Annotated in this window: 22 protein-coding genes; 16 read left to right on the forward strand and 6 right to left on the reverse strand. The window is 67.7% G+C overall.

Annotated features, from left to right (window positions below):
• Positions 1-5 precede the first annotated feature (5 nt).
• Positions 6-794 carry a hypothetical protein gene (locus D7W82_RS05860; protein WP_120617392.1) on the reverse strand — a complete coding sequence of 263 codons (789 nt, stop codon included), beginning with the start codon at positions 792-794 and terminating at the stop codon, positions 6-8.
• A 176-nt stretch (positions 795-970) separates the two neighbouring features.
• Here D7W82_RS05860 and D7W82_RS05865 point away from each other — a divergent pair, with 176 nt between their 5' ends.
• From D7W82_RS05865 to D7W82_RS05875, 3 genes are read left to right on the forward strand one after another with little or no spacing between them, the layout of a single operon-like run.
• A complete protein-coding gene (locus D7W82_RS05865) occupies positions 971-3,622 on the forward strand; it encodes a PEP-utilizing enzyme (protein WP_120617393.1) in 2,652 nt (883 codons plus the stop codon).
• A complete protein-coding gene (locus D7W82_RS05870; protein WP_120617394.1) occupies positions 3,615-4,244 on the forward strand; it encodes a gamma-glutamyl-gamma-aminobutyrate hydrolase family protein in 630 nt (209 codons plus the stop codon). Before D7W82_RS05865 ends, D7W82_RS05870 begins: the two co-directional genes overlap by 8 nt.
• Entirely contained in the window at positions 4,241-5,011 is a 771-nt protein-coding gene (locus tag D7W82_RS05875) for an NTP transferase domain-containing protein (RefSeq protein WP_120617395.1), read from the forward strand. The genes D7W82_RS05870 and D7W82_RS05875 overlap by 4 nt, the downstream gene beginning before the upstream one ends.
• Here D7W82_RS05875 and D7W82_RS05880 read toward each other — a convergent pair.
• Positions 4,948-5,358 (reverse strand): hypothetical protein, encoded by a 411-nt coding sequence (locus D7W82_RS05880; RefSeq protein WP_120617396.1) that lies wholly within the window; start codon positions 5,356-5,358, stop codon positions 4,948-4,950. The two genes, D7W82_RS05875 and D7W82_RS05880, sit on opposite strands and share 64 nt — an antisense overlap.
• A gap of 638 nt (positions 5,359-5,996) precedes the next feature.
• On the opposite strand from D7W82_RS05880, the gene D7W82_RS40905 reads away from it, so the two are divergent.
• The 7 genes from D7W82_RS40905 (at position 5,997) to D7W82_RS05915 (ending at position 14,693) form a co-directional block, all read left to right on the forward strand.
• Positions 5,997-6,473, forward strand: coding sequence for a hypothetical protein (locus D7W82_RS40905; RefSeq protein WP_199727688.1), 477 nt, complete (start codon positions 5,997-5,999; stop codon positions 6,471-6,473).
• A 99-nt stretch (positions 6,474-6,572) separates the two neighbouring features.
• A complete protein-coding gene (locus D7W82_RS05895) occupies positions 6,573-6,956 on the forward strand; it encodes a toll/interleukin-1 receptor domain-containing protein (protein WP_120617397.1) in 384 nt (127 codons plus the stop codon).
• 4 nt (positions 6,957-6,960) lie between these two features.
• On the forward strand, positions 6,961-10,527 hold the full coding sequence (locus D7W82_RS05900; RefSeq protein WP_120617398.1) for a HEAT repeat domain-containing protein: 3,567 nt from the start codon (positions 6,961-6,963) through the stop codon (positions 10,525-10,527).
• A gap of 699 nt (positions 10,528-11,226) precedes the next feature.
• Positions 11,227-11,580, forward strand: coding sequence for an EthD domain-containing protein (locus D7W82_RS05905; protein WP_120617399.1), 354 nt, complete (start codon positions 11,227-11,229; stop codon positions 11,578-11,580).
• A gap of 430 nt (positions 11,581-12,010) precedes the next feature.
• Positions 12,011-13,507 carry a hypothetical protein gene (locus D7W82_RS05910; RefSeq protein WP_233587323.1) on the forward strand — a complete coding sequence of 499 codons (1,497 nt, stop codon included), beginning with the start codon at positions 12,011-12,013 and terminating at the stop codon, positions 13,505-13,507.
• Complete coding sequence (locus D7W82_RS41360) at positions 13,504-13,689, forward strand: hypothetical protein (protein ID WP_233587324.1); 186 nt, start codon at positions 13,504-13,506, stop codon at positions 13,687-13,689. The genes D7W82_RS05910 and D7W82_RS41360 overlap by 4 nt, the downstream gene beginning before the upstream one ends.
• Entirely contained in the window at positions 13,689-14,693 is a 1,005-nt protein-coding gene (locus D7W82_RS05915) for a hypothetical protein (protein ID WP_233587325.1), read from the forward strand. Before D7W82_RS41360 ends, D7W82_RS05915 begins: the two co-directional genes overlap by 1 nt.
• Before the next feature lie 63 nt (positions 14,694-14,756).
• Here the strand turns inward: D7W82_RS05915 and D7W82_RS05920 are convergent, their stop codons facing one another.
• On the reverse strand, positions 14,757-15,272 hold the full coding sequence (locus D7W82_RS05920) for a homoserine O-succinyltransferase (protein WP_147439232.1): 516 nt from the start codon (positions 15,270-15,272) through the stop codon (positions 14,757-14,759).
• A gap of 167 nt (positions 15,273-15,439) precedes the next feature.
• On the opposite strand from D7W82_RS05920, the gene D7W82_RS05925 reads away from it, so the two are divergent.
• A complete protein-coding gene (locus tag D7W82_RS05925; protein ID WP_120617401.1) occupies positions 15,440-16,600 on the forward strand; it encodes a M57 family metalloprotease in 1,161 nt (386 codons plus the stop codon).
• Position 16,601: 1 nt separating this feature from the next.
• On the opposite strand, the gene D7W82_RS42150 is transcribed toward D7W82_RS05925, so the two are convergent.
• Both D7W82_RS42150 and D7W82_RS05930 read right to left on the reverse strand, forming a co-directional pair.
• Entirely contained in the window at positions 16,602-16,730 is a 129-nt protein-coding gene (locus D7W82_RS42150) for a hypothetical protein (RefSeq protein ID WP_255417091.1), read from the reverse strand.
• A gap of 50 nt (positions 16,731-16,780) precedes the next feature.
• A complete protein-coding gene (locus D7W82_RS05930; protein ID WP_120617402.1) occupies positions 16,781-17,116 on the reverse strand; it encodes a hypothetical protein in 336 nt (111 codons plus the stop codon).
• Between the two features lie 225 nt (positions 17,117-17,341).
• Between D7W82_RS05930 and D7W82_RS05935 the strand changes: the two genes are divergently transcribed.
• The 5 genes from D7W82_RS05935 to D7W82_RS05955 all read left to right on the forward strand — a co-directional run bounded on the left by D7W82_RS05935 (position 17,342) and on the right by D7W82_RS05955 (position 24,302).
• Positions 17,342-18,670, forward strand: a complete 1,329-nt coding sequence (locus D7W82_RS05935) for a DUF418 domain-containing protein (protein WP_120617403.1) — start codon at positions 17,342-17,344, stop codon at positions 18,668-18,670.
• A gap of 288 nt (positions 18,671-18,958) precedes the next feature.
• Entirely contained in the window at positions 18,959-19,552 is a 594-nt protein-coding gene (locus D7W82_RS05940; RefSeq protein WP_233587326.1) for a hypothetical protein, read from the forward strand.
• Positions 19,553-19,560: 8 nt separating this feature from the next.
• Complete coding sequence (locus D7W82_RS05945) at positions 19,561-20,214, forward strand: TVP38/TMEM64 family protein (RefSeq protein WP_120617404.1); 654 nt, start codon at positions 19,561-19,563, stop codon at positions 20,212-20,214.
• A 146-nt stretch (positions 20,215-20,360) separates the two neighbouring features.
• A complete protein-coding gene (locus D7W82_RS05950) occupies positions 20,361-21,800 on the forward strand; it encodes a hypothetical protein (protein WP_120617405.1) in 1,440 nt (479 codons plus the stop codon).
• A gap of 18 nt (positions 21,801-21,818) precedes the next feature.
• The gene (locus tag D7W82_RS05955) at positions 21,819-24,302 is read left to right on the forward strand and encodes a hypothetical protein (protein ID WP_120617406.1); all 2,484 of its coding nucleotides are present in this window, start codon (positions 21,819-21,821) and stop codon (positions 24,300-24,302) included.
• A gap of 24 nt (positions 24,303-24,326) precedes the next feature.
• Here the strand turns inward: D7W82_RS05955 and D7W82_RS05960 are convergent, their stop codons facing one another.
• Positions 24,327-25,574 carry a sterol desaturase family protein gene (locus tag D7W82_RS05960; RefSeq protein ID WP_120617407.1) on the reverse strand — a complete coding sequence of 416 codons (1,248 nt, stop codon included), beginning with the start codon at positions 25,572-25,574 and terminating at the stop codon, positions 24,327-24,329.
• Between the last annotated feature and the right edge of the window lie 2 nt (positions 25,575-25,576).

Consider the following 25,576-nt stretch of genomic DNA (forward strand, 5'->3'; position numbering starts at 1 on the left):
ACCCGTCACCCCGCCAGCGGCACGCGTTCGAGCACCCGGCTCTTGAGGATGAGGTCGTCGTGCGTGCGCAGGATGGAGAGCTCGGTCACGTCGAGCTCCACGAGGGTCGTCTCGCGAAAGCGCCTCAGCACGTCGAAGAGCTCGTCCGCCTCGTGCACGTCCAGCTCGGAGTTGAAGCGCAGGTGGTCCATCAACTGGAGACAGCCGATGTAGAAGCCCGGGTGGAGCGAGTGGCCCAGGCGCGTCTGGACCTCGGTGAGGTGGTCCACGGGGTTCGGGCCGTCCGTCAGCTCCGGGTAGACGGGGAAGTAGATGCGGCCGTTCTTCTTGCCCCAGAACCAGCCGCCCTTCACCTGGATGCGGAAGCGGGGGAAGCCCTCCAGCCGCTGCTTCACGAAGGGCACGATGTCCGCGATGGGCATCCGTTCATGCAGCCCGTTGCAGATGGTGAAGTGGTGTCTGTATTTGCGCCGCTCGACGGTCTCCCAGGAGATCTTCCGCGCCGCGGCGGTCATGGCCACGGCGTTCATGAAGCGGTTGAACTGGGGGCTCTGCGCGAAGGCGCCGAAGTCCACGAAGCCCACCAGCGAGACGCGGGGCGCGCGGTAGGTGCCCAGCCAGTCGTAGCCGGCCTTGAGGTCGAACGGCACGACCTCCGGGTGGTCCGGCCGCACCAGCGGCAGCTGCATCAAGCGGTACTCGTAGGAGAGGACATGGTCCTCGGACGGGCGGGGCTGGAGCTCATTGCCCGCGCGGCGGTACGCCAGCCGCTCATCCGTGGCGAAGGTTCTCATGCATCGAATCCACCACACGTGGGCAGAGGCCACAATGCGATGCCGCGCACGCGCCATGCCCCACGTCCGCTCGTGCGAGGTCGCCCGTGACAGCCATGGAATGCGAAGCCGTGATGTTCCGCCCCACCCCTCCGGTTGGAAATCCTCCTGACTGCCGCATCCGTGGCGTAGGCCCCGTGCACGCGTCCATGCGGGCCTGGGCCGAGCGCGTCCTGGACACGCTCGCCCAGACGTTCGACGGCGTGCCGCTGACGCTCGTGTTCAAGGGGACGGTGCTCCCGCGTCCGCGCGCGCTCCGCCTGCGGCTCCAAGCGGCCTCCGCCGTCATCGCGACCTGGCGGGGCGAGTGCCGCTTCATCGTCGGGAGGACCCAGGCGGTGCGTGCGGCGCTGGAGGGCTGGGGCCTGGACGAGGTCGCGGACCGGCTCGCACAGACCGGAGACGTGGCCCGCTTCGAACTGGAAGACGACGAGGTCTCCAGCGAGCCCCAGGCCCCCGTGGGCCGGCTCGTGCTGGGGGACAAGGCGCGCACGCTCGACGTCCTTTCGGAACTGCACGGGCCATGGCGCATCTCCCCGCCGCACATCGTGCGGAGCGTGGACTGGACCCGGGACCGGGACGCGGTGCTCCGGCGGGTGCGGGAGCGCTTCGGCAACGACCGCGTCGTGGTGCGCTCCTCCTGCTCCGCGGAGGATGCGTGGACCGCGTCGAACGCGGGGCGCTTCCTCTCCGTGCTCGACGTGGACGCGGGCGATGCCGTGGCCGTGGGCAGCGCCATTTCGGACGTGTTCGAGTCGTACGGTCCGGGAGCCAGGGAGGAGAAGGTCTTCCTCCAGTCCTACGTCCACCCCGTGAGCGAGAGCGGCGTGCTGATGGCGCGGCACCCGGAGACGCTGGCCTCGTACTGGGTGGTGGCGTCGGACGTCTCCAGCGGGCGCACGGATCAGATTACGTCCGGCGCCCTGGAGAAGCCCTCGTCCGCCTACGTGGAGCACGGCGTGCCCCGGGGCCTGTTGCCGGACTCACTCCGTCGCGTCGTCACCGTGGGGCGTGAGCTGGTGAAGCTCGTGGGCGTGGAGGCGCTGGACATCGAGTTCGCGCTGGCGGGCGGTGACTTCCACCTCCTCCAGGTGCGTCCCATCGCCAAGGGATCGTCTCTGCCGGAAGGAGGCGAGGTCCGCCGGGCGATGCTGCTGGCGGATGCCTGCAAGGCGCATCAGGCGCTGCTGCGGCCCAAGGCCCCTGTCGTCGGAGACGGCCCCGTCTACAGCACGATGACGGACTGGAACCCGGCGGAGATGATTGGCCGGCGCCCGCTCCCGCTCGCGCGGACGCTCTACGGCAGGCTCATCACGGACCAGACCTGGGCGGAGCAGCGCGCGGCCTACGGGTACCGGGACCTGCGCGGCACTCCCCTGCTGCGCGACTTCGCGGGGCACGCCTACGTGGACGTGCGCGCCTCGCTCAACTCCTTCATCCCGGCCGGCACCCCGGCGCGCGTGGCGGAGGTCCTGGTCACCCAGCAGCTGGCCCGGCTGGCCAGCGCCCCCGAGCTGCACGACAAGGTGGAGTTCGAGATCGCGGACACGTGCGCGAGCCTGGGCCTGCGCGAGCGGCTCCGGAGGCTCTATGCGTCCTCACTGGATGCAGGGGAGCTGGACGCCCTGGCCACCGCGCTGAGGGACATCACGCTCCACGGGCTTCGCGACCTGCCCGCGCAGGTGGAGCAGGTGCAGCGGCTGCGGGCCGAGCCGTTCGCTCCGGGCTTCGAAGGCGGGCTCGGCCCCATCCTCGCGCGCCTGCGCATGCTGGGCACCCTGCCCTTCGCGCACCTGGCGCGAACGGCGTTCGTGGTGACCGCGCTGCTCAAGAGCTTCATGCGCGAGGGCGTGATGGATTTCAGCGAGCAGCGCGAAGTGCTCCAGCGCATCCGGACGGTGGCGGGGCAGCTGCAAGCGGACGCGCACCGCGTGCGGCAGGGCGAGCTGGGCCTGGAGGCGCTCGTCGCGGAGTTCGGACACCTGCGCCCGGGGACCTATGACATCCGGATGCCTCACTATGGCGCGGACCCGGAGCGCTACTTCGGCCCGCTCATCTCCGGAGCGGAGGAGCCGTTCAGGCACGAGGCTCCCCTGTCCCGGAGCCTCCACGAGCGTCTGGGCGCGGGCCTGCGGAGCGCCGGCCTGTCGATGAGCAGCGAGGTGTTCCTCTCGCACCTGGGCGCGGGCATCGCGGGGCGCGAGTACGGCAAGCACGTGTTCACGAAGACGCTGAGCCGCGTGCTCGAACACCTCGCTGCGTGGGGCGAGCCGCTGGGGCTGAGCCGGGATGACCTGGCGCACCTGTCGCTGGAGCAGGTGGAGACCGCCCTGTCGCTTCCGCCGCTCGAAGCCCGGTCGTGGTGCCGCGACGCCGTGGAGGAGGCCCGCGAGCAGGCCGCCGCCGTCAACCTCATCGAGCTGCCGGACATCCTGACGCGCACGTCGCACCTGCTCTTCCACGTGAGCAGTGGAGAGCAGCCCCTGTTCGTCACCAAGGCGTGCGTGCGCGCGCCGGTGCTCGTGGCGGATGGGCTGCCAGACCCGGAGCGCGTGCGCGGCAACATCGTGCTGCTGGAGCGCGCCGACCCCGGCTACGACGGGCTGCTCGCGCTGGGCGTCGCCGGCATCGTCACGGCGTATGGGGGCGCGAACTCGCACATGGCGGTGCGCTGCACCGAGCTGCAGCTGCCCGCCGCCATCGGCGTGGGACGGGAGCAGTTCCGGCGGCTGTCGGGTGGGCGGGTGATGACGCTGGACTGCGGGGGGCGCAGGCTCGTCCATGAGTGAGCGCCGCGTGGCCCTCATCACCCAGCGCAGCGACCGCGTCCCGGGACGACCGGAGGTGCGGGACGCGCTCGAGGACTCCTGGGCCTCGGGCCTGTGGGCGGCCGGCTGGGTGCCGTTCCCGGTGGTGAACGTGGCCGCCGCGGCCGAGGCCCAGTTCGAGGCCCTCCGTCCGGGGCTCGTCATCCTGAGCGGAGGCAACGACGCTCCGGGAGCGGGACCGGACTCCGTTCCCGCGCGCGACGAGACGGAGTCCGTCCTCCTGTCGCTCGCCGCCCGGACGCGGACGCCGGTGCTGGGCGTGTGCCGGGGCGCGCAGATGCTCGCGCGCTTCGCTGGGATGCGGCTCGCGCCTGTCGAAGGCCACGTGCGCGTGCGCCACGCGCTGACGGGTCCACTCGCCCAGGCGTGGCGGGGCCCCGCGGAGGTCGCGAGCTTCCACCACTGGGGCGTGGCGGAGGACTCCATGCCCGAGGGATGGGACGTCCTGGCGCGCTCGGAGGACGGCGCGGTGGAGGCCTTCGCGAACCGGGCGCGGCGCTCGCTGGGCGTCCTCTGGCACCCCGAGCGTGAGCCCCATCACCTTTCCTCGGTCCTCGAATCCATGGAGGCGTACGAACCGTGAAAGCCATCATCCTTGCAGCGGGCCTGGGCACCCGCATGGGGCCGCTCGCGGCGAACCGGCCGAAGTGCCTGGTGGAGCTGGCGGGAGCCCCACTGCTCGACCATCAGCTGGCCGTCTACGCGCACTTCGGCGTGGACGTCACGGTGATGGCCGGCGCGTATCCCGAGCTGACCGGAGCGGGGCGCAACGTGCGCGTCGTCGTGAACCCGGCCTACACCACCGGCAACATGGTCTCCACGCTGCGATTCAGCCTGCCGGTGGTGTCCCGCACGGAGCCGGTCCTCGTCTCCTATGGGGACATCGTCTTCTCGCACGAGGTGCTGGCGCGGATGCTCGCCGCGTCCCGGGACGTCGAAGTCGCCATCGACACGCAGTGGCGTCAACTCTGGGAGCTGCGGATGGAGGACCCCACGACGGACTGCGAGTCCTTGCGCCTGGAAGGCGAGCGCATCGTGGACATCGGCTCGAGGGTGCGTTCGGTGGAGGAGGTGCAGGGGCAGTACATCGGGCTCTTGCGGTTCGGGCCCGGCGTCCTGCACGCGCTCCTGGAGCGCTTCGACCAGCGCGTGGCGATGGACCCGCGCTACTGGAACATCTCCATGACGGCCTTCCTCCAGGACCTCATCTCCGAGGGCGTGGCGGTCCACGCCGTGCGCATCGCGTCCGGATGGCTGGAGGCGGACAACGCGGAGGACCTGCGCCGCTACACCGAGGCCCACGCCTCGGGAGCACTGACGCACTTCTGGTCCCCCACGGCGGTCAGATGAGGCGGCCCCCCGCAGGCCCCCGGCGTCCTGGAGCAGGGAGAAGCCAGCGCGGTAGCGCTCCTGGTCCGCTGCCGAGCAGCGGCGATGAGCGCGAAGAGGCCCGCGTGAAGCCCGGCGTGGCGCGGGTGCGCCAGGGCGAAGACGTCCGGCACGCCGCGCAGGGGAACGGCGATGTGGTGGAAGGTGCCGTAGACAGGACGCGGGTGGCGGTAGAGGGCGGCCTGCTCCGAGCGGTCCACGGAGGTGAGGGGCAGGAGCCGGTCCGCGTGCGCGAAGCCGAAGCGCACCAGGGAGCCGGAGGCAGGAGTGCGCGCCATCCGGAACGCCAGCTGTTTCAGGGTTGCCATGAACGTCCTTCGCTCGGGTGTCCGTCGAAGGAAGCTTGCCCTCGCGGTCTGACAGCCTGCTCCGGTGGTTCTATCCCAGGCGGGATGCTCAAGGTCCCTGGAGCACCTCGTACAACGGGACGCCGCACGCAGGGCGGTGGACGTATGGGCCTGCGCGAGGTGTGGCGGCAGACTCCGGGTGCTGGCGTACCTGACAGCTCCCGGTGGGGTCAGCTCCATTCTGGAGCACCTGGGACTGCCCTCTGAGCCTGCGAAGCGGGCCCCAGCACAGGGGCCACCGCACTTGGCGTGGTGTTGAGCCTCAAGCTGTCGCGCTGTTCCAGAAGCGCACGCCCCCTGCTGCCCCCTTGATCCAGGAGCCGCCTGGGCCGGCATGTGCCCAATGCAGGCAGCACGGCCTCTTCCTCAGCCTAGCCCACAGCTCGGCGGCTCCCGTCAGCGGCCCTCCTCGCCCCCTCTGTTCCAACGCGTGTGACGGCAAGGTCACCTCGTCGGAGATGGCAGAGAAGCTGATGTTCCTAGCCCACTACGGCAAGACGACGCTGCGCGAGAAGATGGTGGGCAGCCGCTGAATCCCGGACCTGCCCGGCGCCACGCAGCACCTGTCGCTGGGCTACACCGCCTTCAGTCCCATCTACGTGGCGGACAAGCTCAAGGCCGCGAAGGCGAAGGAGAGGCCCGAGCCCAAGGCGGAGACGCCGAAGAAGGACTTCGCCCGCGTGAAGGACGCGCTCAGCTTCGATGAGAAGAAGCTGTGGGCCAACACCGTGTTCCCGGCCACGGACGCGGACAACTGGTTCGGCAGCGGCTCGGCTGCGTACTGGACGCTGCTCAAGGACCTGCCGGAAAGGGATGACCTGTCCAAGGTCTTCGACGCCCAGCGCGACGCACTCGCGGAGTTCAACGCCCGCGACCTCACGCTCGCGAACACGTCGAAGTCGAGCGTCCTCCTGCGCAACTCCGCGAAAGTCCACTCGCGGCGTCTTCTCCTTCCTCGCCGCTGCCCAAGACGCCACGCTCATCTCTTCAGCGCCTGCTTGGGCAACGTCCCCCTCCCCTCCTCCGCACATGCTTGGGGGAGCGCTCGCTCATCAAGTCCACAAGGGAGAAACTAGCTCTCCGAAGCAGGCAAGCTCTTATGGCAGCGCGCACAGCACTGCCATACGATACGCTCTTCCGAGCCGCATGGAGCCTCCCAGCGTGGAGGAGCGCACATGGCCAACGTCTTCATCAGCCACCGTAAGCTTGACCGGGCTCATGCCGAGCGCCTGGCACGAGAACTCATGGCAGCCGGGCACCAAGTCTGGTTCGACGAGTGGAAGCTCGACGTCGGAGACTCCATCGTCGAGAAGATCAACGAAGGGCTGAAGGGCTCGACCTACCTGATCGTTTGCTTCTCCGCAGCGGGGGACTCGCCCTGGGTGAACCGTGAGTGGATGTCGACCCTGGCGCGCCAGCTCTCGGGCGAGGGAGTGAAGGTGCTGCCTGCCCTGCTCGCGGGTGGAGTGCCTCCGGCGATCCTCGCGGATATGAAGTACGCCAACTTGGCCAAGGATTGGGGGCACGGCGTGTCCGAACTCCTCCGAGCTCTCCGGTGAGAGCATGACGAAGGTCTTTCTCGCGCATGCGGATGGCGAGCAAACCGAAGCAGAGAAACTCGCCAAGCCCCTGCAGGAAGCAGGCTACGAACTCGTCCACGAGGGGACTGTGCTGGTGGGCGAGTCCCTCTTGCGCGAGGCTCAGAAGGTGCTCCACGAGGGAGGAGCCGTGGTGGTCTGCGCCACGTGTCGAGCCGCCGGCTCGAAGTGGATCCGGAAGATCTCCAACGCTGCCCGTAGCAGCAGCTCTGGCCATCTCTTCGTGATGCAGATGGAGGGTGCCGCAGACATTGAGGAACTGGTGCTTGGCGAACAGGCGGGAGCGTACTGGGAGGATCCGGAGGGTGCAGTCCGTAAGCTCATCGAGGCGATCCGGAAGTACTACCCGCTGAACAGCAAGGACTCGGCGAAAGCCCTGAAGCAGCGCACGGAGGTCACCTACCGGAGGCTTGCTCTTGAGTCCTGCGACATCATCAGCCTGGCCAACCTCCCCGAGGGAGACCGGCACATCGCGACACGCAAGCTGGAGGTCCGGAGGTTGTACGTGCCGCTCAATGTCCGTGCGGAGGAATCCGCCAGGACCCACTCCGGCGAGCAGGATTTGGCAGCACTGGAAGAGCGTTTCGAGGCGGCCCGGCCGGAGAGGTTCAGCCCGTTGGAGCCGCAGAACCGTTTTGTCGTAGGCAAGCTGCTCTCTCTGGCTCGACGGCTAGTGATCCTGGGCGATCCCGGCGCTGGGAAGTCCACCTTGCTGCAGTGGATCGCCACGGCGTACCTGCTTCGGCTAAAGCGGGATCCCGACTTCAACTCGATTCCGGCCGTGAGCACCCTACCGGATAGGAACTGGCTGCCCATCCTCATCCGGTGCCGTGACCTGAACCCTAAGGCCATCGGTGGGACTCTCGACGATATGCTCAGGCATACCTTGCGCAGATCGGAGATGAGCGAAGAGGAGGCGGACGCCCTGCGAATCGTGCTCCGAGAGAAGCTCGCCCGTGACGAGGCAATCCTGCTCATTGATGGGTTGGATGAGATCTCAAACACCGCGGCGCGCACCCGGTTCTGCGAACAGCTCACGCAGATCCAGATCAACTTCCCACATGTCGCCATGGTGGTGACGTCACGACTCGTGGGCTACAGGGAGATGGGGTACCACCGGATCGGTCACGGCTTTGAGCATGTCATCGTGGACGACCTCCTCCCGGCGGAGAAAGACGACTTCGTCCAGCGGTGGTGCGAGTTGACCGAGGTGCCCGAGAGGCGGGCGGCAGCAGCCGAAGAGCTGAGCCGCGACATCCATAGCACGGACCGGATCGAGCGGCTCACCAGCAACCCGATGCTGCTCACCACGATGGCGTTAGTTAAACGCAACGTGGGCAGGCTCCCGAGGCGGCGGGCAGAGCTGTACGGTGAGGCAGTGCAAGTCCTGCTCAACTGGAGGCAGGCGGAGACGGACGACCCACTCGACGCCCGTGAGGCACGACCTCAGCTCCAGTACCTAGCCTACGCTATGTGCGACCGTGGGGTACAGCGGATCAGCGAGGACAAGGTACTCGAGCTGCTTCGCCAGATGAGAGCTGATTACCCCCACCTCCACGCAGTGCACCAGCACAAACCGGAGCAGTTCCTGGCCTTGCTGGAGCGCCGAACAGGGATCCTCGCGCGGACCGGGGCCATGAAGCACCTAGGCCTTCCAGTTCCCGTCTACGAGTTCCGCCATCTGACATTCCAGGAGTATCTGGCCGCCCGAGCCCTGGTGGAGCAATGCTTCCCAGGCGCGCGGCCGGGATCGCGGGCAGAGCTCATCGCGCCGCTCGCGGCCCGACAAGCCTCTCCGTCTGAAGGCGAGAGCGACAAGGCGCTGCGCTGGCATGAAGTGCTCCGCCTCTTCGTGGCCTGTTGTCCATCGAGTGAGGTGGATGCGGTGCTGCGCGCCATCTTGGAGGTGAGTCCCTGGGAGGACGCCGCAGTGGTCGCGCCTTCCCGCGCAGTGCGTGCAGCCCTGTGCCTCGCAGATGAGCCCGATATCTCCTTGCCGCTCGCCCACGAGATCATGGACCGGCTCGGAAAGCTCATCGGCCCCCAGGAAGACTTCACGGGCTCGCCGGAGGCATTCAGCGAGCTGTGCACCTCTCGCTGGTGCGATCAGGCGCGCTCCGTGCTCGCGAGAGAGTTCCTGGCCCGAGACTTCCAGGGCCGAAAGCCTGTCCTGGACATCCTGTCGGTATGTATGGACATGTTTCCCAACTACTCGCTGGAGGAGCAATGGCTCATGGATCTCGCTCCACCTGTGGAGGACACGAAGGCGGTCGTGGCTGCTGTCGGCATGGCGGTGTCCTTCTCTCATGGTGGAGGACTGGATGCGGCCGCACCACACCTGCTGGCGCTGCTCGAATGCGGCGGCGCTATTTCTCATGCTGCCGCGTATGGCCTGTACTCCTTATACATGGGCCATCGCGTTAGAATCTGGGGGCCGAATTCAGCTGAAGCCCATCGGTTGAGCGCGGTCGTCGCCGATCCAAAGAGCGATCCAGGAGCCGTCCTCCATACCATCGTCCTTCTAGGGCACATGCGCATGACGCGTGTGGTCGATCTCCTGATCCCGAGATTGACAGACCCCAATGACGACATCCGAGAGGCTGCCGCCAGGGCTGCGGGCCCGCTGGGTGATACTCGGCCGGTCGACCTGTTGCTCCAACGTTTGGAAGAGCCCGTTCCCAGTATTCGCGCCGCAGCGGCGCACGCGCTGGGGATGCTGAAAGTTCGGCAGGCATTGCAGCCCCTCCGCCAGAAACTCGGGGATGCCGATCTGGGCGTACGGTTCAGCGCCGTGCAAGGGCTGTGGCGATTGCTCTGCATTAGCGCTGCGCCCCCAGAGGACACCTCTGCGCTCACACAGGAACTGCTCCCTTTATTGAGCGACGCTGAGGGTTCGGGGTTCCCGAGATTCGTGGCAAGTCTCCTGGGCTGGATGAAGAGCCGAGATGCAGTGGCTCCGCTGATAGCAATATGGCGCTCAATGGAAGAGCCCACGACTGCGTGGAACTATTACTCCGCTCCAGCTTATCTGGCTTATGCCCTGGGGGAGATTGGGGATCCCAAAGCAGCCGAACCCCTGCGGCATGGGGTCGATAGGTGGGAGCCTTCCACTCAGGCCGCCATCGTCACCGCCGTGTGCAAGCTCCAGGGCCAGCATGCGGTGGACTGGCTCGCGGCGCTGAGCGACCACGACGCAAGCGCAGTCAGACTGGCAGCGGTGGCAGGGCTGGCTTGGCTGGGCGACAGTCGAGGCAAACAGCTTCTGGAGCAGGCACTCCAATCGGACGACGAAGGCCTCCGAGTGGATGCGCTCGGAGCATGGGTTGCATGCCACGGTGATTTGGACGACGTGGATCTGGTGACGTGGTTCATCCAAGATCATGGATATCCCGTGGATCTGGCTCACGCCGTCGAGCTGTCGACCGTGGAGTTGATAGCCGAGGGGCTCGGGCTCCCACTCAACGAGGTTCGTGAACGCTTCGAGCGGCTCAGCCAGAAACTCCCGCTCAAGCTGGCATGGCGTACGGCGTAGCCCAGAAGACCGCTGCGGGCCGGGACCAGCACCGCGCTCACCACCGCGGCCCAACGTAAGGAGCATAGGAAAACTGGAAGTGCTGTTGAGGGGGGCGGGTAGGAGCGCAGGGGCAGAGGATGGCCCCTGACAGGGGCCGCCTGAGCAAGTGTGAGCTGGAGGCAGGCGCCGGGTGCTGGCGTATCTGACGGCTCCCGGTAGGGGGCGAGCGACTCTGAAGCACCTGGGACTACCCACGATGCCTGGGAGACTGGCCACAGCAGGGAGGCCACCCCAGAACTCGGAGTGTTGAGTCCGCAGCAGAAGTGGCCCGTCGCCCGCCGCCTCTTCATGGGAAGGCGGCTTGAGCAGGCGTGTACCCAATAGGGCTGCGGGGTCGGCACACCGACGTGCCACTCGGCCCTCCGGCACTCGTCAGCAGACCTTTTCTGCCTCTCTGCTCTCGCCCGTGCCCTTCAACACGGCCCCTCTCCTTCTTATGCATTGGATGCTCCGAGTGCGAGATGGCTGGGCGGCGCGTCAGGACACGTCGTCGGAGGACCGGCAGAGCAGTGCCCCGAACCAACGACCTGCGCGCCCTTCCTCAAACAGGCAGCGACCACCGGCCAGTGCGGATGACCCTTTCCGTGTCGGCTCCGTGAGCAGGCGCAGTACGTTCGGACGGAGGATGACGTTAATCCTTCCCGATGGAGTCACGACATGGTGAAGGTGTTTGCCTTTCTCACGAAGAAGCAGGGACTCGAGACGCAGGCTTTCATCGACTACTACGAGAAGAACCACGTGCCGCTCGTCTGCGGCCTGGCGCCCCCGCCTATCGTCTACAAACGCAACTTCCTGGTGCGAGGCGATGCCCTGAACATGGAAGACAGCTCCATCGACTTCGACGTCATCACCGAGCTGGTGTTCCCCGACCGGGAGGCCTTCCATGCCTGGGGGGCTCTGCTCTTCGCTCCTTCCAATGGTGACGCGATCGCCAAGGACGAAGCGAATTTCCTCGAACGCTCACGGACCCGGGCCTACGTCGTCGAGGAGCACGTAACGACCTCCGGGTGACCGGTGGCCTCGGCGCCAGGGGCAAGACGCTCCCCCTGGCGTTCTGCCAGGGCTTCTCGGGAGGCATGTCGCTCAAGCCGCCAGGGCGCAGAGAGCCAAGCCCCTGCCGCGCACCTCATGGGCGGGCGACCGGGGCCTGCGTGTACCCCAAGCTTGGGCGGCCCCCGTCCGCGGCCCTCCTCGACCCCTCGACAAGGCCCCATCTCTCTTGTGCGCGCCGGGAACACCGCGCAGCTTGAGAAGCCAGGCGATGAAGGCCGAGACGCCATGGGCGTGTCAGCCCGCGCCCGGCCGCCGCGTCATGCTACAGTCAGGGGTGCCGCTCGCGGGACTGTGATGCGATTTCCGAACCGAGCCTTTGGAGCTTGACTAGCTGATCGTGTCCGCCTTCCCCGAGCGGCGCTCCCTCCTCAGGAAGGGTGAACCTCCGATGGACATCGCGGGCGCACGTGCCGAGCAGGTCGCCCGTGAGGACCTGGTCATGTTCGTCAACGCGTGCTTCTCGTGCACCGGGCAGCGCGAGTTCTACAACGACGGGCGCGGGCAGGCGGTGTCCATCGAGTTCCTGCACGCCTACATCCTCGGCAACTACCGCCGCCTCTACACGCGCACGCTGGCCGCGGGCATCAACCACTTCAACCAGGCGCAGATCATCCTCAACCTGCTGGCGAGCGGAAAGCAGACCCCGCCCGCGGACCGGCATGAGGAGGGCGCGCTCATCGCGGCGGCGCTCCGGGCCCTGCCGCCCCAGCGGGCCTACCGGGTGCTGGACGTGCTGCGGGAGCGGCGCATCAACAACCGCCGCGCCCGCGCCATCGTGCGCGAGTTCCTGAAGGGGCGCGCGGACCTGCACTTCGACGCGGTGAAGTACCGCTCCAAGCTGCGCGCCGCCGTGGCGCACGGCCACCTCAAGCTGCCCGGAGAACTCAACCCCTTCCTCTTCCACGGCTGGCGCAAGCGCGTGTTCCAGGCCCCCCTGCTGGAGACGTTCCGCAAGGCCCACTACGACGCCTCCGCTCTCTTCGAGCTGCCCTACACCGTCGCCGAGGGGCTCGCCGCGAAGCACCAGCTCCCCCGGGACGTCTTCCTGCGGAAGATCGAGCCGCGCCTCACCGCCGCCGAGCGGCTGCGCTTGCAGGGCTCGGCCACGCGCGCCCAAAGGGCCATCGCCCTCGACCTGGGGCGCACGCCGCTCACCCGGCTGGCGCTCTACGTGCTCTCCCTCCCCCTGGAGGCGCGACAGGAGCGGCTGGCGGAACTGCACACGGCGCTCGAGCGGGCGGCGGTGAACAGCCTGCGCCGGGCCTCGGTGCCCCTGGGCCGGGTGGCGGCCGTGCTGGACAACAGCTACTCCGCCTCGGGCTCGAGCGAGAAGCGCCGCCGGCCCCTCGGGGTGGCGCTCGCGGCGCACTACCTGCTGGCCGCCACGGCGCGCGAATACCGCGCTTTCTGGATGCACCCTCCCGAGCACCCCTTGCTCTCGCGCGCCCGCGGACAGACGGACCTCGCCACCCCGCTGCTGGACGCGCTGGACTGGATGCCCGAGCTGGTCGTCGTCGTGTCGGATGGCTACGACAACGATCCCCCCAACGCCGTGGCCGAGGTCACCCGCCTGTTTCGCACGAAGCTGGACCCCGCCCGCCGCACCACCATCATCCACGCCAACCCCGTGTTCGCCTCGGAGCTCTACGCGCCCCGGGGCATCGGGACGCACGTGCCCACCGTGGGCGTGCGGGACGCGGAGGACCTGCCCACGGTGCTCGGCTTCGCGCGCTTCGCCGAGGGGGCCTCTCCCCTGGCGGAACTCGAGGACTACCTGGCGGCGCGCGTGCGGCGGATGCTCGAGCACGCGCCCACGGGCCACGCCGGGCCCCCGAGGGCCCTGTCCGAGCTGCCGGAAGAGTCGCTCGACGAGGAGGTGGCATGAGGGAGGGCGGAAAGAGCGCGGTGCGGCGGCTGCCGCTCACGGGGCTGCGGCTCGCGCCCTCGCAGGTCTGGGGGAGCATCCGCCTGGTGCCCGTGCTGCGCGATGACATCCCCGGAGACCTGCGCATCACCCGCAGGAGCTACGACGAGGACGTGAGCGTCGTGTCGCTCCAGGGGGGGTGATGGAGCCCGGGCTCCACTACACGTCCTACGTCCCCCATGGCCTGGTCGTGGACTGGGACGACAAGGGCACGGCGGTGACGCCCGAGACCCGGCTGCGCAAGCCCGAGGGCAAGGAGGGAAAGCGCCTCAAGCACGGGCCCTTCTTCTCGACGCGGGTGCTGCACCGCATGGCGCACCGCGAGGACAGGAACCGGCTGCGGCTGCTCCCCATGCACCTGACGATGGAGGGCTTCCTCGCGCTGTACTTCGGCGGGCCGCAGGTGGCGTGGAGCGAGTACTCCCAGGAGGCCCTCTCCCAGGGGCTCAACCCCCGAAGCGAGTGGTCTTCCTCGGGCTGGATCAGCACGGCCTTCGCGGAGGCGCTGCGCATCTTCGAACTGCACGAGCGCCAGGTGGGCATGCTCATCTTCCAGGCGGACGCGCTGCTCTCCTGCGCCATCGTCTCGCACCCCGAGGACTATCGCGCCCTGCACCGGGCCCTGCTCGAGGACTTCTACGGGGATCTGCTCATGCAGTACGGCTTCCTTGGAGACGTGCCTGTGCTGGGGCTGGGCGTGGAGGATGCACGGGTGAACTCGATGAAGGAGCTGCGGGCCGCCATCGAGCGCATGCGCGCGGACTGGGCGGACTTCATGGGCTTCATGGCCGAGGGCGTCATCGGCGCCGAGGTGGTCACCTCCCCCGTCTACGAGGCCGGTCCCTTCCATCTCCAGCGCTTCATCACGGGCCTGTCGCCCTCGGAGGAGAACCACATGGGTGAGGCCATTCTGCGCGGCGACGGCACGGTCGAGTACCTCAAGACCTACCGGCTCTCGGCGGCGCAGACGCGCCGGGCCTACCTGCTCAAGCAGCTCGCGCAGGGGGGCTGGAGCCTGGAGCGCACCGCCGAGCATCTCAAGACGACCCAGGACGAGCTCATCGTCCGACTGCGCAACGCGGGCTTCGGCTACCTGCTCAAGGAGCACGTCCTCAAGGCGGCCGAAGCCCGGCTCGCGCGGCGCTGAGCGCTACGCCGGGGTGACTCTCACGGTGGTGCAACAGGAAGTCCTTGTCGTTCTGCACCGCGGTCAGATGAGGCGAACCCGGGGGTCCCCGGCGTCCTGGAGCAGCGAGAATCCGACGCGGTAGCGCTCCTGGATGTCGGGGACGGAGGTCAGCGCGCGGACGGCCTCGTCCCAGTCCGGCCAGGTGAGCTGCTCCGAACGGACGGCGTCGCTGAAGGGCGTGTCATCCGTGAGGTGGAAGTGCACCTGCCCCACGTCCTGCCGGGGACCCGCGTTGACGAGCACCGACGCGGGGGCGCGCTGCCGTGCTCCGGCGATGAGCGCGAAGAGGTCCGCGCGAAGCCCGGCGTGGCGCGGGTGCGCCAGGGCGAAGACGTCCGGCACGCCGCGCAGGGGAACGGCGATGTGGTGGAAGGTGCCGTAGACAGGGCGCGGGTGGCGGTAGATGGCGGCCTGCTCCGAGCGGTCCACGGAGGTGAGGGGCAGGAACCGGTCCGCGTGCGCGAAGCCGAAGCGCACCAGGGAGCCGGAGGCAGGGGTGCGTGCCATCCGGAACGCCAGCTGTTTCAGGGTTGCCATGAACGTCCTTCGCTCGGGTGTCCGTCGACGGAAGCTTGCCCTCGCGGTCTGACAGCCTGCTCCGGCACGATGACCGGGGGCCGACGGCCATATTTTCTGCTATAACGGCTTTGCCTAGTTTTTCAGGTACGCGCCTGCAATTCCCCCATCTTCACAAAGGAATCTCCATGTTCTCAAGAAGCCTCGTACTTGCGGCAGGGTGCATCGCGCTGGGACTCGGGTGTGGCGAGCCCGCGGAGGAGACGCAGGAGATCGTTGGCAACCTGGTCAGCGCCGGGTTCCCGTCCAACGACATCATGGTCGTCGATGGGAAGGTCTATGTCGGGCGGGACGCCGAGGTGTCCCTGGACGCCTCTCGCGAGATGCTCGCGGCCAGCGCGACCCCTGGGGAGCAGTACCGCACGAACAACGTCGTCAGCCCCTCCCTGACGAAGATCTGCATCAACGGCTCGGCGTTCACCGGCGTGTTCAGCACGGCGCTGGACCTGGCCATCCAGAACTACGACGAGCTGCCGCTCACCTTCTCCATGGCGCGCACGCCGAGCACCGGCTGTAGCTTCACCATCAACGCGGTCATCGACCCGAACATGAATGGTGGCGTGGCCGGGTTCCCGGCGAACGGCAACCCCTTCGGGCAGATCACCATCGGCGGCCTGCTCAGCCAGTACGGCGTCGACGTCATCGAGCACGTCATCACGCATGAGATTGGCCACACCATCGGCTTCCGGCACTCGGACTACTACAACCGCGCCATCAGCTGCGGCTCCGGCGGCAACGAGGGTGACGCCGGTGTCGGCGCGATCCACATCCCGGGCACGCCGACCACGGCGACCGTCGGTGCCTCGATCATGAACTCCTGCTTCCGCGCGGTCGAGTCGGGCGAGTTCACCGCCAGCGACCGCACCGCGCTGGCCGCGATGTACACGGCCGCCTCCGCCCCCGCCCTGGTCAGCGCCCTGGACCCGAATCGCTGCCTGGACGTGACCGGTGGCAGCTCCGCTCAAGGAACAGCCACCCAGCTCTGGGAGTGCAACGGCACCCTCGCGCAGCAGTGGACCCTGACCGCTCAAGGGGAGCTGCGCAGCAGCCTGGCGCCCAATCTCTGTCTGGACGTCTTCAACGGCGACCCGACGCCGGGCACGCGCGTCCAGATTTATGGCTGCAATGGGACGGCCGCCCAGCGTTGGACGGTGGTGGGCTCCACGCTGCGGAGCGCCCTGGCCCCCAACCTCTGCCTGGATGTCTTCAATGCCAGCACGGCCCTGGGGACCAAGATTCAAGTCTGGGGGTGCAACGGCACGAACGCCCAGAACTGGTCCACGCGCTGATTCACTCCAGGGCGAACGCCTGGGGGTTCGTGAACCCGATGAACTGATGTCCCGCGACCACGCGGACGGTGTTGTCCGGCGGCGCCGGGTTCTTCGTGAGCCCGGCGCCGTTCCGCTCAACCTGCCGCACGGCGACAATCTCCCGAAGAGTCGGATGCTCCGGGACGTCTCCTCCAAAACCTATGCGGGCAGACCTGCACGGACGTAGCCGAAGACCTGCTCCAGGCGCCTGACGGTTTCGGGCTCCCTTGTCACATCCATGGCCAGGTTGAGGAGCGCGACCACGAAGCCGTGCTGCCGTGGCTCTTTCTCCGGCCCGGGGCTCCAGGCGACAAACCGGCGGGTGTCGCGCGACTCCTGGATGAGGCACTCCAGCGTGATGCCATCAATGCCCCCTGGCGCGGCATCCGGAATGCCCAGGGGATCGAGCTTGGCGATCGCGTCGAGGAACAAGAGTCCCCGCGCATCGGGCACCTCCGAGACCTCGATTCCCGTGTCCGCGAACGCGACAGTCACGAAACTGCCTTCCGGCCCAAAGGTCGCGAGGACTTCTCCTGCCTCGTGAAACGAGGGGGAGAACTGGACGTGATAGCTGGCGGTACCAGCACTGGGTGGCGAAATTCTTGGCATCTCGGAATCACCTCCGGAACGGTGAACAGTCTCGCTCGAAGCTGAAGAGTTCCGATGGGCTTGCGCGGAATACGGGCAGGCAGCATCACGTTGCCCACGGTTTCTCCGCGCATGCCCCCAGCTCCTTCCGAGGTCTCGCCCCCCAGCGTTGTAGCCCGGCCCGTGGACTCCAGCGAGCGACTGGCGCTCCTCGACACACTGCGTGGTTTCGCCCTGTGCGGCGTGTTCATCTCCAATGTGATGGTGTGGTTCAGCGGCAGGGTCTTCCTGCCGCGAGAGCAGACCCTCGCGGCGATGAACAACGCTTCGCTCGCCGACACCGTCGCCTGGCAGGCGTATGTGTTCCTCGTTGCGGGGAAGTTCATCACCCTCTTCTCGTTCCTCTTCGGCCTCGGCTTCGCGGTGCAGCTGGGCCGCGCCGAGGCGCGAGGGACCTCCATCACGCCGCTCTATGTCCGGCGGCTGGGGGTGATGCTGGTGCTGGGGCTCTCCCACCTGTTCCTCATCTGGTACGGCGACATCCTCAGCACCTACGCGGTGCTGGGCTTCGGCCTGCTCCTGTTCCGGGGGCGCTCGGAGCGAACGCTGCTCGTCTGCGCCCTGCTGTTCGCCCTGGGGTGGTCCGTCGTGGGCGTGGCCATCCTCAAGCTCCCGCAGTTGATGGCGGACACGCCAGAGGCAGGCGCGGCCATCGCCAGGGCGGCCACCGAGAAGTCCGCGGCCATCAGGGCGCGGACGCTGGCGGCCTACGCCCACGGGAGCTGGCTGGACACGACGCAGGCGACCTTCTACTTCTTCTTCCGCGACTACTTCCCGCTGCTGCTGGCCATCACGCTCTCGACGCTTGGCCGGTTCCTGCTGGGCCTGCTGGCGGGCAGGCGCCGCATCTTCCACGACGTGCCCCTGCACCTGGGGCTGTTCCGCCGGATCCTCCTGTGGGGGCTCGTGGCCGGGGTGATTGGCAGCGGCAGCGGCCTGGTGCTGCAGCAGCTCATGTTGAAGCAGGTCTTCACGCCGGAGACGCTGCCGGCGTGGGTGTCCTTCGCCATGGCGCCGCTGCGGAACCTGGGCGACCTGGGCTTCGCGGCCGTCTACGTCTCCGGCATCACCCTGCTCTTCCAGCGCGCCACCTGGCAACGAGCGCTGGGTCTGCTCGCGCCGGTCGGCCGCATGGCGCTGACGAACTACCTGTCACAGTCGATCCTCAGCGTGCTGTTCTTCTACGGGTTCGGACTGGGCTTCATCACGAAGCTGGGCCCCGCGGCGTGCGTGGCGTACTGCCTGGCCGTCTTCTGCGTCCAGGGGGTGTGGAGCCACCTGTGGCTGGCGAGGTTCCGCTTCGGCCCCGCGGAGTGGGTGTGGCGGTCGCTGACCTATGGAAAGGCCCAGCCGATGCGGCGTGATGACGCCGCGAGCCAACGCACGACGGCGCCCGCGTAGCCCCGAGGTCAGCCGCCGCCGCTCCCACCGGACTCCAGAGGCGAGCCATCCCCATACGAGCGTGAGCAATACGCGGCGTTGGTCTCGGTACGCCAGGCGTCGGTGGCCTGGCTGCAATTGGGGCCAGAGCGGAAACCTTCAGGAAGAATGGGGGCGCATGGAATGACAAGACTGGCGCACAGGGGTCGATGCTGACCACCGGGATACAAATCCAGGACATCCCTGGAAGCGCCTGCACTGTTCGGGCAACATGGCCAGCCTTCCCCGCGGTCGCATCCCTGGTGCCTGATGACACGCCTTGGCCTTCCGCAGCGCCTCCTGGTGTTCGCGACCTTGATGGGAGGCGGCGTCTCGGTCGCGGAGGAGGCCCCGGTGGGCGTCGCGGTGGACCGGGCGGACGAGCCTCCGCGCAACTACGGCAACCTGCGCGCCGGGGCGTCCACCTCCGGCCGGCGACCCAGCATCTGTCTGGAGTTGTCTCCACTGGCGCGGCTGGGCGTGGAGGCCTGCGGCACGGGTTCGGGGTTCCTCCACCGCGACCCGGAGCCGGAGATCGCCCACTTCCGCGCCAACCTGACGCTCACCTCCTTCAAGACGCGCCTCGGCTGGCTCCAGCCGCGGTTGAGCGCCGGCTTCGCCGAGCTGCAGATTGGCGAGGACAGCTCCGGCTTCGACTTCGGGGGCTCCGGCCCCACCGGCGTGGAGACCGCCGGGCCCGAGGTGGGCGCGTCCCTCCGGGCCCTGCTGCCCATCTCCTCCGGCTTCGAGTTCGTGGGAGAGCTGGGGTTCAGCGCCGCGTACTTCAACGCCGCGCCGCAGCTGATCAGACCGCAGGCCCGCTTCCAGCCGAGTGCCTCGTTCACGCTCGGCGTTGGCTTCTGAGCCGCACCATGACCCTGGCGAGCCCTGGAACGAAGCGCACGGTGGTGAACTGGAGCATCTGCGTCAGCGTGGTGCTGGCGGCCGTGCTCGTCCCCTTCCTCCTCTTCGGCGAGCGCCTGGAGTCCGCCACCCAATCCTTCCTGGATGCGCGTCCACCCGACTGGCAGGTGGCGCTCGTGCTGGGAGGGCTGCTGGCGGGGGACATCGTCCTGCCGGTGCCCTCCAGCCTCGTCGGCACGGCGTCCGGGGCGCTGCTGGGCTTCTGGGGCGGACTGACGGCCTGCTGGGTGGGAATGATGGTGGGCTGTGGTTGGGGCTACCTGCTGGGCGCCCGGGGCGGCGAGGCGGCGTTGCGGCGCACCCTGGGTCCGGTGGAACTTCAGCGTCTGTCCCGGCTGGCCGAACGCCGGGGCCCCTGGTTGCTGATTGCATTGCGCGGCGTGCCAATGCTGGCGGAGTCCTCCGTCCTCTTCGCTGGCGCCAGCCGCATGCCCTTGGGGAGTTTCCTCGGGGCCTGCGCGCTCTCCAACCTGGGCGTCTGCGCCACCTACGCCGCGGTGGGCGCCTCCTCGGCGCGACTCGGGTCATTCCTGACATTGTTCGTGGGCATGGTGGTACTGCCTGGACTCGCGCTCTGGCTGGTGCGGCGCTTGATGAACTGACAGCGGACTTTGCCGCCCAGAAATGAATTTCTCGAAAAGCCGTTTTTAGTCTGTTTAGCCCTCGACGGCTTCTCCCCCGCAGCGATTAAACTCTTGCGCCCACGCCCGGCGCCTCGTCGGGCTCACCCGCATGGAGGAGACTGCCTTTGTCCGACAAACCGCGCATCCTGCTCGCCGTGGTACTTGGTGCCACGGGCCTCCTGGCCTGCCCAGCGACGTCGCTCATGGACTCGGGCCCTCCCGGCTCGAAGGCGACGGCGCTCGGAGCCAATGACTGCCCGGCGGACGTGGCCTGGCTCAACAGCGCCACCCTCCCCAGCGAAGTGCCGGGAAACAAGACGATCTGCAACTTCGAGCAGTTCATGTGGCAGAGCATGCTCGCGCTGGTCCAACCGGTCAGCGGCAAGCCGGACATGGTGCAATTCGAGACGTGGATGCCGTCCTACGGCATCTTCATCAAGGACGGCGTCCCGACGCCCTGGGGCCAGGAACCGCCGACCTCCTGCACCAATGCCGTGAAGCCGGTGGATGGCAAGACGCCCCGCCTCTACACCGACATCATCAAGCAGGCCGGCGCGGATCAGCCGCTCATCGATTTGAAGGGCGAGTTCGTCTACTACGGCATGTCCGTCAACCAGAGCACCTACACCATGCTGACGGCCTGCCAGCTCTACCAGGCGAACTGCGCGGGGCAGCTCAAGCCCGGGAACAAGGGCATCGACATCATCCAGAAATATCCGAACCTCGCGTATCCGGACACGGCCGTGGAGCTGAAGACGAGCTGGATGGTGCTCGACGACGCGGCGGCCAGCTCCGGCCTCTACTACGTGGTTCCCGGGCTCATCCAATACAAGGACAGCCCCTGCCGGCAGGTGAACCTGGGGCTGACCGGCATGCACATCGTGTCCAAGACGCCCAGCTTCCCGGCGATGATCTGGGCCACGTTCGAGCACCGCAACAACGCGCCCGACTGTAGCGACCTCTCGGCGGCGCCTCCGCTCGGAGGCACGTGGAACTTCTACAACCCGGGCTGCACCGACTGCGTGACCAACACCTATCAGCCGGGCAAGCCCGCCCAGGTCTGCCGCATGCACCCCCAGGGGGACTCGGCCATCGGCACCTTCCCTGGCGGCGTCGACTGTAGCGTCAATCCCAATCAGTTCGCCTGTCAGGACAAGACCCGCACGATGCTCGCGGAGAGCACCCAGGCGCTCAACGCCATCAACAGCAGCGTCCAGGCGCTGATCCAGGCCAACCCCGGAAGCATCAACAAGGTCTGGGCCAACTACGAGCTCGTCGGCAACGTGTGGACCACCGGGGGCGTGGTCCCTCCCTATCTGCAAGCGCAGCAGGGCTCGCTGTCCGCCGCGAACACCTCCATGGAGACGTTCGTCCAGAACGGCGTCGCGGCGGTGAGCAATCCCTACAACTGCTTGAGCTGCCACAACATGGCGGGTCCCACCGAAGGCCAGAACCTGCCGCCCGCGGGCTTGAGCCACCTGTTCGACGAAGTCCAGATGCCCGGCGGCTGCACGAACGGCTCGCTCCCCGCCGCGTGCGCCCCCTACATCGGCAGCGGCAACTAGAACCCCGAGGAGACCTCCATGAGCTACCTTGATACGCCTCGCATCAACTTCTCCGGTTCGTTCCAGGCTTCGCCGGCCACCATCAACAACACGCCCAACAACTACAACCCGGCGAACTACAACGCGGACTCGCTCAAGCCCCAGAACATCGAGCTCTACTGGGAGCCCAAGGGCGACAGCATCTTCGACCTGCTCAACTGCAAGGTGACCACCGTCGAGCTGCCCGGCGGCGGAAGCGATGCCCTGGTGGGCACCGGGGTGAGCGCTCTTTACACGGGGTCTCCGCCCAAGCTGGTGGACCTGGACCCCATGCAGCAGAACGGCAGTGAGGTCTGGGGCTTCACCGTCCTGATTGGTGACCTCGGCGGCGCCTACGTCCAGGGCGTCTTCACGCCGGTCGCCTTCAACGGCATCTGGATGAACTCGCAGGGCCCCAATACACCCCTGAGCTCCGCGAGCGGCTCCGCCGTCTACCAGACGACGCTCACGAACCTGAAGTGGAACGCCGGCGACTCGGCGGTCCTCCAGGCGCTGCAGAAGGCGTCGCCGAACCGGCTGTCCATCCGCCTGGTGGTCAGCGCCCACAACAACGCCCCGCAACTCTTCGCCTTCACCACCGCCACCTTCCAGACGATGCAGGCACAGGGGGTTCCCCCCGCCATCCTGGACAAGATCGCGAGCCTCCAGGACTACGTGATGAACGTGGACGGAGACGGCCAGCCGGTGGCGCCGGGACGCGGCTACATCCCCACGCAGATGTACGTCAGCTCCCTGCTCGAACAGTTGCTGGGCCAGGGCGTGGCGCAACAGTACGGTCCCACCATCCTGGCGGCGACAAAGCAGCCCTACCAGCCGTGGCTCAAGTACGGGACCGACGAGCAGCCGTTCTTTGACTTCAACTACGGCAAGCTCGTCGGCTCCGTCGGGCCGTGCCTGGATGACGAGCCCACCTTCGCCGTGCCGGCACGGACCCTGGCCAAGGTTTCGAACAAGAGCGCGAAGGCGAGCGGCTGGTGGGCTCCGGCGCAGTTGAACCTCTCGGGCTCCACGCCTTCGCTGACGCTCGACCTGGCCAATTCGCTGCCTGTCCCGCTGCCGGGGCGTCCGCTCTGGTCAGCGGAGCTGGGGACGCTGTCACTCGCCTACCACACGGGCTCTGGCGACTCGAAGACGTACTTCCCCATCGGCACGGCGATTGACTACAGCAACCCCGACTTCATCGACAAGCAGTCCGGGATGCTGGTCGTCACTGACTTTGGCGGTGTCGATCCCAACAGCCTCGCGAACCTCCCGCTCGCGATCCGGTGCACGACCAGCACGGGGACGCTGACCCTGCTGGAGGAGAACTCCGAGGGCTTGAGCCTGCGCGCGGACCAGTTCATCTACCGCATGAACCCGGGCATGCAGACCACGCCCACCTTCCGGCTCGGTGAGACCAACACCCTCAACCTCTACGTGCGCAAGTTCGGCCGCGTCGAGGGGACGGAGGGCTTGAAGGTGGGCCTGAGCACCATGAGCCCAAGCGCCGCGGCCAAATACACCCTGAGCACCCTGGGCACGGGGGGAACCAATGGCATCAGCGAGTCGAACATCTCGACGCCCGAGGGCAAGCTACAGTTTTCCTCGAGCGTCGTGAGCGTCACGGGAGGCAAGGCCACCGTCACCCTCACCGGCACGGATCCCGGCAATCCCCGGGGCTACGTGGACGGGCAGGTCTACTTCACCCAGTACACCTTCAGTCCCAAGGTCGAGGAGTACAAGCAGGACCCCAACGACCTGGTCAGCGTTCAAATCTATCAGCAGACGCCCATCACCGGCACGCCGACGTGGGTCAATGGCATTGGAGACATCCTGCGGCAGTACGGCATGCTCTATCCCATCATGGGCCGCTTCCAGCTGTGGACCTATGACGGCGTCATCAGCAACCGCGAGAAGATCGCGCGGGTGCTCGGCCTGGACATCGGCCAGCCGCTGCACATGCCAGTGAGCCGCGACCTGTCCCCCATCAAGCTCCAGCTCATCCTGAACTGGTTCAACACGGGCATGCCCTATGGCCCCATCGGGCCCGAGGGCGGGCCGGGCACCGCCTGGGACAACCTGCCGACGGTCAGCGGCTGGGGCCCCATGACGAGCCTCCTGGTGCGCTCCGGTGACATCATCGACGCCATCCAGCCGAGCTACGGCACCAACGCCGCGCCCTACCAGGGCGGCCCTGGAGGGAACGCGCACACGCTCGACCTCACGGACGACGGAATCGTGTCGATGACGGGCTTCACGGGCACGTACTTCGGCATGACGCAGATCGCGCAGGTCACCTTCAAGACCGCGCGGGGCAAGACCTACGGTCCCTACGGGACGATGGCGAACGTGTCTGGTGCGAAGCCCTACTCGCTCGTCGTGCCCACCGGCAGCGCGATCCGGTCCTTCTTCGGAGCGACGGTCGTGCACTCGGGCGGCACGAAGTATATCGCCTCGCTCGGCGGCAACGTGCAGTTGCTCTGAGCGAGGGAGCCGGCCCCAGCCGTCTCAGCTCGTAAAGGGATTCGGCTGGGGGCTCCGGGCAGCGGCCCCCCGCGCCACGCGCAGCCACACCAGCGAGACCATCAGCCACGCCGCCGTGAGCGCGCTCCAGGTCTGGGGCGCGCTCGCCCAGACCAGCCACAGCGCCACCGCCACGCCCATCGCGAGCACCCGGGCGAGCTCCAGGGGCTCGCTCCACGCCTTCGACTCCAGCATCCCGCTCCAGGCGGTCGCCATCGCCCAGAGCAGCAGGCTCAACACGACCTTCTGCCAGCCCGACAGCGGCGAGGCATGGTGGCTCACCAGGAGCATGAACGGCATCGACGCGAACAGCTGGAAGACGAGGTACCCCCGCACGCCCGGCAGCTCCCGCGAGTGGTACTTCACCTCCGCGCCCTCCTGCTTCCAGTAGCCCAACGTGCGAGGCGGCAGGTCCGCGGGCCGCCAGCCCGTGGGCATCACCCAGAGGCGCAGCCGGTCCCAGTGGCTCTTCGTGGCGACGGCGTCCGCGAAGAGCCGGGCCCATTGCTGGAAGTTGATGACCGTCGGGTCCCAGGTGTTCGCCGGCGTCGTCAGGCCATAGGAGCACGGCTCGGTCTCCTCCTCGTAGGTGCCGAACATCCGGTCCCAGATGATGAGGAAGCCCGCGTAGTTCTTGTCGATGTACGCGTCATTGCGCGCGTGGTGCACGCGGTGGTGTGACGGCGTGTTCAGCCATGACTCCACCCACCGCGGGAGCTTGGGGATGACCCGCGTATGGGGGATGAACTGGAGCACCAGGTGGAAGGCCACCATCGCCAGCACCGCCTCCGGCGGAAAGCCCACCAGCACCAGCGGCCAGTAGAAGAGGAACGAGAAGAGGCGCTGCGTCACGCTCGCGCGCAAGGCCACCGCGTAGTTGAGCTCCTCGGTGGAGTGGTGCGGCGAATGGGCCGCCCAGCCGATGTTGGTGCGGTGCCCGAAGCGGTGGAACCAGTAGAAGAGGAAGTCGACGCCCAGGAAGAGCGCCACCAGCGACAGCGGCGATGAGGCATCCAGCCGCCACGGCGCGAACTGCCCCAGCTGCGTGAAGAGGGGCAGCACCAGCAGGGCCACCGCGACGTTGACGCACTGGTTCATCACCGCGGTGCCCATGCTCGCGATGGAGTCCTGGAAGCTGTAGTAGCCGTTGCGGCGCGCCACGCACCAGGCGAACTCGGTCAGGGCCAGGACGATGACGAAGGGCGTCGCCACGGCATAGACGTTGATGGACATGC

The sequence above is a fragment of the Corallococcus sp. CA049B genome (assembly GCF_003611685.1).
Lineage (GTDB): Bacteria > Myxococcota > Myxococcia > Myxococcales > Myxococcaceae > Corallococcus > Corallococcus coralloides.